We start from the raw sequence: 8488 nt of genomic DNA on the forward strand, positions 1-8488 counted from the left end.
GATTCTATCCTTGTTTTCAATCAAGATTGCGAACTTGTTTCGCAATTACCTATATAAAATAATTTTTCAGTAACATAGAACCCTTCCCGGAAGACTTTTTTATGTTATCTGAACTGCTGTAATGTTCCTGCAGCATAAAAAAAGAGACACACAGACAGCTGTTTTAACTGTCCATGAGTCTCATCGTTTACTGTAATACCGGGTGCATATGGCACCATTATGTCGATAGTACTACACACTCTTCAAAACATATCTAAAAAATGTTCCGGAATATGCCGATTACTCCCTCGCGGAGAATGGCCTCATTTTATCATATTGATCTATATTTATCAAGTAGATTTTTTGTCAGTCTGGAGCTCATAAGCACCACCTCGTTACTGTTCACAGCAACACGCTTCACGATGACAAAAATATGCACCTCCTAGTCAACAAATATCAATCATGTATTGACTCAAATGATGATTCTTTAAATTCCAGTCATCAGTTTCCCTGACATACGTTGACTTATATGACAATTCTTCAAATTCCAGTCATATGCTTTCCCGATATTCGTTGACTTATATGGCGATTCTTCGAATTCCAGTCATATGCTTTCCCGGCATTTGTTGGCTTATATGGCGATTCTTCGAATTCTAGTCATCAGTTTACCCGGCATTTGTTGACTTATATGGCGATTCTTCGAATTCTAGTACATCGTTTCGTAAATAACTATACCAATCGCGTAGGATGCGGATTCGAGTGTGCTGGTATAAAAACGCAGGCGTAGCGGGCTACGCTGAGGCTTTTAGACCTGTGCAATCGGATTCGCAGACAAGTGAGTGGTATAGTTATTTCGAAAACGATGTACTAGTCACCTTCTCATCCAGTTTTTATTCTAGTTTAGACAATAAAGCGCAACTTTCAACGGTACTTTCGTTGTCCCAACAAAGTTCCTGTGTCTCTCTATCTCCAAAATACACCGGAAAACGGAACTTTATGTGCTTCAGGAATCTGCCATCTGGCTGCTCCTGCTCGTAAATGTCCACCTGTTCTACAAAGCTGTTAAGAAATTCTTTCTTCTCCAGGTCGGTGAACTTATCATATAGTTTATCAAAATATAAAAGAAATTGATAGACATTTTCTTCTGATATTTTCTGTTGCCGGATATTCAACAGGCGGTTCTTGACTTCTTCTATACTGTTCTCCACGCCTTCAATCTCATCATACAAACGGTATAACCTTGTCTCCATATCCTGATATTTCTTCTCATAAAATTTATCCATGATATCCAGGCTATCCATCTGCTGTCCAAGTCTTCCTTTTGCTCCGGTCAACTGCCTGTACTGTTTTTCCAGTCTTTCAATCTCTTTTTCTATTTCTTCTGTATCAATTCTTGAACCGATTTTATTCAGAATTGCTTCTTCAAATTTCGGATTCTTCACCAGCTTCCGAATAACTTCTTCCACTGCATTGTTAATCTTCTCTTCGCTCCATTGTTTACGATATCCACATTTATGACCATCTACCAGGCGACGATGTTTGCAGGCATAATAGAAATAATCCTTATATAAAGTTCCGTCTTTCTTTTTCTTTCGGTTCACGTTTCCATACATACCGCTTCCACATAACGGACATCTCAATATTCCGGATAAAATATGCTCATGATCGAGGCTATGTGTCTTTTCATATTTCACACCTGTTTTTTCCCGTTTTTGATGAGCCAGCTCCCAGTCTGTTTCTGAAATAATCCCTTCGTGGATACCATCGTGCAGCATATAATTTTCCTGCTTTTCAATGCGATATTCATTTCTTGTACCAGAGACTTTCTCGTTTTTCCTTCGTCCATAAGCCAGCTTTCCACAGTATACCGGATTATCCAGAACGCCTTTTATAAACGAAGAAGCAAATGCATCCAGTGTATTATTCTGTCGTTTTTTCTTTTTATATCCATGCTGGTTCAGCCATGCAGCAATCGCTGAGATTCCCATATTAGTATGAATAAATTTATCATAGATCAGGCGAATAATCTCCGCTTCGTCCTCTGCGATTTGCAATTCTCCATTTACCAATTCATAACCATATGGAGCAAACCCGCCGTTCCATTTTCCTTCCCTGGCTTTCTGCTTGCGTCCTTCCATTGTCTGAACAAGGATATTCTCTCTTTCAATCTCTGCCACCGCAGACAAGACAGAAATCATCAACTTTCCACTATCTTTTGAGCTGTCAATCCCATCTTCTACACAGATCAGATTCACTCCAAAATCCTGCATCCTCTGCAAAGAGTTTAATACATCTGCCGCATTACGACCAAATCTGGAAAGCTTGAACACCAGTACAAACTGCACCTCATCTGTTCCATTCTCAATATTATCCAACATTCTCTGAAATTCCGGTCTGCCCTCTACGCTCTTTCCAGACTTACCTTCATCTGAATACTCATTTACGATTTCCATGTTCTGAAATTCTGCATATCTCTTAAGTTTTTCTCTCTGGGCATCCAGACTGTAACCATCTACCTGCATGGTTGTGGATACTCTGGTATATATATCGCATTTAATCTTTTTATTCTTCATAGTCTTCCTCGCAGTATAACTCTGTTTTGTTGTCCCAACTTTATTTTAGTACTTGTTCCAACCATTTTCAATACTTATTTTCCGTATTGACGCATTTCTTCGCCAATCGTATAATTAAGTTAGATACAGAACATTTCTGTTATCAAAATATTGCCCGCCCACCATTGGCGACTTATAAATGATTGGCTCGAAAATATTGTTCGCTTACCGGAAGCGTCTAATAAATGTCCGGCTTGAAAATTATTTAGAAATAATTTCTGTTTTTGATATTGTGTTTTTATCACACATTGCATATACTATAAATACACAAAAAAGCCAAAAAAGAGGAGGTGTTAGTATGGCTACTTCAAGTATTACTCATAATTTTGTCGTATCCAATCCAAATAGCGTAAAGCGTTTTGTCGCAGCAATTGACGAAGCCGACCGTGACCGCACACCAAAGCAGACACTTCCCGGACGTCAGTTAACGAACCCACAGGAAATCTTAGCTTTAATGTCAAAAAGGAAGAAAAAACATGTCTGATAAATATTTTACCGTTAATATTCGGGCATATTTGGATAAAGACGAACCGACATATATCGGAGAGGAAAGTCTTTACGACTTACTCTCCGATTTTTCTTGTCCCAAAAATCCCGATGTGGAATACTTTTTATTACATAATGCGATTGAGTTTACCAAAAAAGATCAATCTATCACTTATCTGGTATTTGATGCTGAAGATGCTTCACTGGTTGGTTATTTTTCACTTACAGTAAAACCCATCTCTGTCCGTGCTTCAAATATCAGCAAGACAATGGCAAAAAAGCTGTCCCGTGTCAGTATTTTGGATGAAGAAACACAATCCTATACTACCGCAGCTTACCTGATCGCCCAGTTGGGAAAGAACTATTCTCTTCCAAAGGAAAAACGAATTCCTGGAAATATTCTACTGGGATTTGCACTGGAAACCATATCCAGTCTCAAATATTCCGTAGGTGGCGTTATGGAGTTTCTTGAATGCGAAGATAATGAATTTCTTCTGAGCTTTTATACGCAGAATCATTTCAAGCCATTTGATACTCGTATTACCGCTTCTCAGAATAATGAGCCACACACTCTGCATCAGCTTTTAAAATTTATTTGATTTAAAAATGCATGAAAAAAGCGACAGTCTGATTTACATTTTGTATTTCAGGAAACTGCCGCTTCTTTTTCTTGCTTATTCTGTTTTTCTTCCTCCAACTCACGGAGGACTTCATCGCCGTACTTATCAATCATCCGTACCAGAAAATCAATGCACCGCTCAAATTCAATATTCTGTTGCATAAGCTCCTCCCGTCATTGTTTTAATCTGAGCTTATTTTACAGAATCTGCCGGAAAACCACATTGAATAGAAATTGATTGTAAATTGACACAATCAATTTAAAAATATCCGCGTTTTCTTGAATTGAATATATGTTCGTATTAAGTATAGATATACTTAATCTTAACTACGAAAGGGGAATTTCTATTGAATCGATGCAATTTTTCTTCTATTAGCACTTGCTTAAAAAATCATATCAGCGAAAGTAATCAAATGAGTCAGCCTGATTTTTTATACGAATTATTTGAAGATTTTATGGATGATCCGGCAAATCAGGATTTTTCAATGGACAACGGTCTGGTTTGCCGCTGGATGACTGGTCAGGCTAAAATCAGTCCTAAAATATCCGCTTACTATTCCAAGCCATCCAATCAGGAAAAATTAGCTCATACTATCCACCAGAATCTTCTTCCACTGATGTCTGACTGTAATATGGCTATGCAAGATATTTACACTTTATTCATTCAGGATGACAGCATTTCAGATGCGAAAAAGAAAAACCTGACTTTCTTATATAAACCAGCCAGTTCAAGACTACTTTTTCTTGCAAAACTGATTTCTTTTGGCATGGAACGCCAATTCATCAAACGTAATACCCAAAATCAGAAGCTACTCGCCAGAGAATCTTTATCCCCCATTGTGCTGGAATGATCTCTCGGAATCTTCGGCCCAGTAAAATCAAGGCTTTCTGATTCCTTTTTATTAAAATCCCCCACTTTTTTTGCCAAAAACACTTGACAAATCGCTCAAAATTTGCGACGAAGCCGATTGAATATATTTTATTTTATCGACTGGAGGGCGATTTTTATGTTACCTGTTAATTGTGGCAGTCATGCTGACTACCAAAACTTTGTTGTTACTAATCTTCGTAAATATTATCCTAATCCAAATGCTCTTGCTCGTTCCACCTGGGATATCATTGAGCGGTTTTGGAATCTCGATTTATCTTTTACTGATACTTTTATGGCTGATAAATATTCAAAATTCGGACCAGCTCCACGAACTCCTTCTTGCATGCAGCGTTCTTATCTTCTTTCCATTGACTTTAAAGTTACTTCATTAACGGAATGGGCTGCTCAGCTTAAAATGAATCCTCTTTATGCTATCCTTAGTGGATTTGAAGTTGGTAACACTCCCGGTGTTGGTACTTTTTATGATTTTTTAAACCGCTTATGGAACTCTGATGATGATCATATGTCACCACACATCCATCCGCTGAAGACTAAGGTCAAAAGGCCTAAAACAAAAGGTACAAAAGCTGATTCCGTGGAAAAAGTTACAGTTGCCGATCTTCTTCCGACCTTGGAGAAAACAGATTTTAAACTTGATGAACAGCCTTATTCTTCTCTCTTTAAAATCTATCAAAAGGAATTCCTTGAGATTTCTGTTTCTACAGGGCTTATCCCTGCAGATGCTTTAGCATTAGCGGGTGATGGAACGCCTGTTGTAACTTCACACAGAGAACGAAAAAAACGTATCTGCAAATGTAAAGAGAATGGTATCCATGACTGTAATTGTAACCGCTATTTTTCCCAGCCTGACTGTGATATCGGATGGGATTCCTCTCAGGACTGTTATTATCACGGATATGACTTGTATATGCTTGTTGATTCACAGAGTGACTTACCTGTATTCCCTCATTTTTCCTGTGCTTCAAAACATGATTCACATGGATTCCTGCACGCTTTTTTCAGAATGAAATCATTTCTTCCTGAATACTCAGTTTCTAAAGTACCTTTAGATTCTGCCCATGATGCAATGCCTTACTATCAATACTTCAAGCGTGAAAATATAACGCCTTTTATTGACCTTAACGGAAAAGGTGGAAGACCTCCCATTTACAAAAACGACTTTACAATTGATAAAGATGGTGTTCCTATTTGTCCTTCTGGATATCGTATGCGTCGAGATGGTATTGAAGTTGCTAAAGGCAGAATGAAATTCAAATGTCCTAAGATCAGTCACACCAGTGGCTGTATCTCCTGTACATGCGAAAACCCTTGCTCAAATGTCAAATACGGACGTACAGTCCATCTGGTTCTGAAAGATAATCCAAGATTGTTTAATAATCCGCCAAGAAGCAGTAAGGAATGGAAACTGGAATACAATGCAAGAACTTCTGCTGAACGCTCTAACAAACGTGAGAAATTAGACTTTAAACTAGAAGACGACAGACACCGCTCAACTAAGATGTGGTACTGCCGCCTTTATCACATCCTGATGTTACAGCATCTGGATGCTTGGGATCTGCCATCTGAAGTCACCCCGCGAAAGTTGATTTTGGATGTAGCATAATCCTGTAGATTATTATATCTCATTTTTTAAAACATAGCGACAGTTATGTTTATTTCTTGCGTTCATTTTTACGTTCAAGAATAATATTTACTTTTCAAAGTTCAATGCCAGAGTTTTGCTGGCATGATCACTCAAGATTCCGAGAGATCATAAAATCATTTTTCATTTCGCGATTTTGCACAGAAGAGGGGGCGCCGGTCTTTAAGCGTTTTGATTTCAGAGATTCGTACCGCCCCTAGTATTACTGTTCACTCTGTTCTCAGTAACACGCTTCGCGATGCACAGAATTTATGCTAATCGCATAAATTCGCGCGGTATATCTCGGGTTTTCTGTGACCTTCGCTCACAAAAAACACCTCGCGGGATATTACCAGTGAACAGTAACCCCCTAGTTCCATTATTATATTTGTAAAGTATCGTTCTACTATTGATATCAACATCTTTTATTGTTATTATTGTTTCAAGCAATGATGTGAGTCGTAATCCGAGAAGATGCATAGCGACTATCACTGCTTGGTTAGGCTTCGTTTACCACAAATTTCCATTGACAATCTACAATTATTTGCATATAATATAAGCAAGAAAGCAAAGCTTTCTTTTGAGGCTTTTGTCGGAATCGCCTGGCTAATAAAAAACCGAAGAAATTGTGAGGGGTTTTTCGGAAGCACCTGGCTAATAAAAAACCGAAGAAATTAGCGATGAAGGAGAAGCACATCAGCTTCTCCTTTTTTACTGGGAGAATAAATCATGAGTATCACTTGTTGCTATATAAAAGAACAATACTTCAAAGAACATTCATCATTTGTAAAAATGCTTGACCCTGGAAACACTGCAAAGCAGTCACACCGATCCTATTTGTGTTTAAAAATAACTAACGATGGAAATGATTATTATCTTCCGCTTAGGAATAATCTAGGTGCTGATGTGCGTCCTTATGGTAGAATCGGTCACTCGGTTCCTTCGGCTTCTCGATCGGATGCTGGATTGGATTATCGCTATGCGCTTATTGTTAATGACAGCAAATACATAGAAATACCAACAACACAAAAAATACCTAACAAGCAGTGGAACAAAATAACTGCTGACTACAATAATATTATCTCAGAGTTCACCGTATATCTTTCTGGATTTAAAAAAGCGTTAAAGAAAAACCGTATTAACAGAGAAGCGCTATATAGAGAATCATCTCTTATTAATTTCACTTCTGAACTAACATCTTAATATATCATCCCTTCACCTTCGCTTCTTCGGCGAAGGTTTTTTAATATCTATACACAGGATTAATATCTTCTGTCAGAGTTTTTCTGTCGTGGCATCTCTTGCAAAGGGCCTGCCAGTTCCCACGATCCCAGAAGAGTTTCTGATTACCACGATGAGGTTTGATATGATCCACGACTGTAGCTTTCGTAAGATGTCCTTCCTCATAACATTTCACACAGAATGGATTGCTATCTAAAAACTTCCTTCTCTCACGTTGCCACTTGGCACCGTAACCACGCTCACTTGCATAAATCCACTTCTGTAACAATAGAATTTTCATCCTTAGTATCAACATTCGCGAGCTGAATCAATATGTATTCATTATTTTTGAATAGATCCATAAATAGACGTTTCTTCTTTAGTTCAGCTTCTCCGTTTCTAGCAGGATGAAACTCCTTTGAAGCTATATACTTTTTACCTTCAGATTCTATTATCTGATAGGTCCCAACATAATTGTCAACCCAAAAACCAATATCTGATGTAATCATTTTAACCTCCAATGTCATACGGTGCGGTATATAGAAAGTATGACATATAGGGTTTAAAATGTAAACATACAAATAATCTTGCGCCAAGAGCTGAGGTGCATTACAAATACGCTCTTCATTCGACTGATTGCTACCACCGTGGCCAAGGTGAAGGCTCTTCCGTCAGAAGAATGAAGCAACTCGTAAACGTCAGCCCTAAGAAGAGCAGCTGACCGGATTATAGGAGGAACCCTATGAACGGTCGACTGATAGGACAAAAGAATATTTCCCGTGAGGTTTCCTCCAACGCAAATCAATGGAGGAAAATCCTATGGGAAGAATTGCAAATTACAGCAACACACAGAAGTACAGTGACAAAAAGAGTTTTGATGGCAAGCCAGTAGAAGAAGGAAAGGTATTGGTTCCATTCAAAAAAGAAGACATGAATCTCATGCCAGGTGAATACATCTATGATAATTTCACGACTTTTCACCTCGGAGAATTCAAAATTGTAGTAGTGCTGTATCCGGTTAGTAACAATACTTTACAGTACTGAAAAAATTTGCTATA

9 protein-coding genes and 1 pseudogene are annotated in these 8488 nt (G+C 38.2%); 6 read left to right on the forward strand and 4 right to left on the reverse strand.

Features of this window, described 5'->3' with window-relative positions:
* Nucleotides 1-869: 869 nt before the first annotated feature.
* On the reverse strand, nucleotides 870-2552 hold the full coding sequence (locus LJE12_RS18785; protein ID WP_227227139.1) for a recombinase family protein: 1683 nt from the start codon (nucleotides 2550-2552) through the stop codon (nucleotides 870-872).
* Between the two features lie 337 nt (nucleotides 2553-2889).
* On the opposite strand from LJE12_RS18785, the gene LJE12_RS18790 reads away from it, so the two are divergent.
* Nucleotides 2890-3075: a hypothetical protein gene (locus tag LJE12_RS18790; RefSeq protein WP_014080774.1), complete on the forward strand. Its 186-nt coding sequence runs from the start codon at nucleotides 2890-2892 to the stop codon at nucleotides 3073-3075.
* Nucleotides 3068-3676, forward strand: a complete 609-nt coding sequence (locus LJE12_RS18795) for a hypothetical protein (protein WP_006857836.1) — start codon at nucleotides 3068-3070, stop codon at nucleotides 3674-3676. The genes LJE12_RS18790 and LJE12_RS18795 overlap by 8 nt, the downstream gene beginning before the upstream one ends.
* Before the next feature lie 47 nt (nucleotides 3677-3723).
* Here LJE12_RS18795 and LJE12_RS20110 read toward each other — a convergent pair whose 3' ends face one another.
* Entirely contained in the window at nucleotides 3724-3858 is a 135-nt protein-coding gene (locus LJE12_RS20110; protein WP_255610876.1) for a hypothetical protein, read from the reverse strand.
* Between the two features lie 251 nt (nucleotides 3859-4109).
* Here LJE12_RS20110 and LJE12_RS18800 point away from each other — a divergent pair.
* From LJE12_RS18800 to LJE12_RS18810, 3 genes and pseudogenes are all read left to right on the forward strand, one after another.
* Nucleotides 4110-4544, forward strand: a pseudogene (locus tag LJE12_RS18800) (Archaeal ATPase); the annotation flags it as partial.
* A 159-nt stretch (nucleotides 4545-4703) separates the two neighbouring features.
* A complete protein-coding gene (locus LJE12_RS18805) occupies nucleotides 4704-6191 on the forward strand; it encodes a hypothetical protein (RefSeq protein WP_055152142.1) in 1488 nt (495 codons plus the stop codon).
* Nucleotides 6192-6938: 747 nt separating this feature from the next.
* Nucleotides 6939-7412, forward strand: a complete 474-nt coding sequence (locus LJE12_RS18810) for a hypothetical protein (protein ID WP_055152144.1) — start codon at nucleotides 6939-6941, stop codon at nucleotides 7410-7412.
* Nucleotides 7413-7452: 40 nt separating this feature from the next.
* On the opposite strand, the gene LJE12_RS18815 is transcribed toward LJE12_RS18810, so the two are convergent.
* The gene (locus LJE12_RS18815; RefSeq protein WP_319638469.1) at nucleotides 7453-7719 is read right to left on the reverse strand and encodes an HNH endonuclease signature motif containing protein; all 267 of its coding nucleotides are present in this window, start codon (nucleotides 7717-7719) and stop codon (nucleotides 7453-7455) included.
* Nucleotides 7691-7939, reverse strand: a complete 249-nt coding sequence (locus LJE12_RS18820; RefSeq protein WP_025581272.1) for a hypothetical protein — start codon at nucleotides 7937-7939, stop codon at nucleotides 7691-7693. The genes LJE12_RS18815 and LJE12_RS18820 overlap by 29 nt, the downstream gene beginning before the upstream one ends.
* Nucleotides 7940-8249: 310 nt before the next feature.
* On the opposite strand from LJE12_RS18820, the gene LJE12_RS18825 reads away from it, so the two are divergent.
* Nucleotides 8250-8474, forward strand: a complete 225-nt coding sequence (locus LJE12_RS18825) for a hypothetical protein (protein ID WP_025581271.1) — start codon at nucleotides 8250-8252, stop codon at nucleotides 8472-8474.
* The last annotated feature ends 14 nt before the right edge of the window (nucleotides 8475-8488 follow it).

The sequence above is a fragment of the Blautia sp. DFI.6.71 genome (genome assembly GCF_020593585.1).
Lineage (GTDB): Bacteria > Bacillota > Clostridia > Lachnospirales > Lachnospiraceae > Blautia_A > Blautia_A wexlerae.

Bases quoted from the DNA above. Each gene is read 5' to 3' on its own strand.
- LJE12_RS18790 (WP_014080774.1), top strand. From the start codon at position 2,890: ATGGCTACTTCAAGTATTACTCATAATTTTGTCGTATCCAATCCAAAT.
- LJE12_RS18785 (WP_227227139.1), bottom strand. From the start codon at position 2,552: ATGAAGAATAAAAAGATTAAATGCGATATATATACCAGAGTATCCACA.
- LJE12_RS18795 (WP_006857836.1), top strand. From the start codon at position 3,068: ATGTCTGATAAATATTTTACCGTTAATATTCGGGCATATTTGGATAAA.
- LJE12_RS18820 (WP_025581272.1), bottom strand. From the start codon at position 7,939: ATGATTACATCAGATATTGGTTTTTGGGTTGACAATTATGTTGGGACC.
- LJE12_RS18825 (WP_025581271.1), top strand. From the start codon at position 8,250: ATGGGAAGAATTGCAAATTACAGCAACACACAGAAGTACAGTGACAAA.
- LJE12_RS20110 (WP_255610876.1), bottom strand. From the start codon at position 3,858: ATGCAACAGAATATTGAATTTGAGCGGTGCATTGATTTTCTGGTACGG.
- LJE12_RS18805 (WP_055152142.1), top strand. From the start codon at position 4,704: ATGTTACCTGTTAATTGTGGCAGTCATGCTGACTACCAAAACTTTGTT.
- LJE12_RS18810 (WP_055152144.1), top strand. From the start codon at position 6,939: ATGAGTATCACTTGTTGCTATATAAAAGAACAATACTTCAAAGAACAT.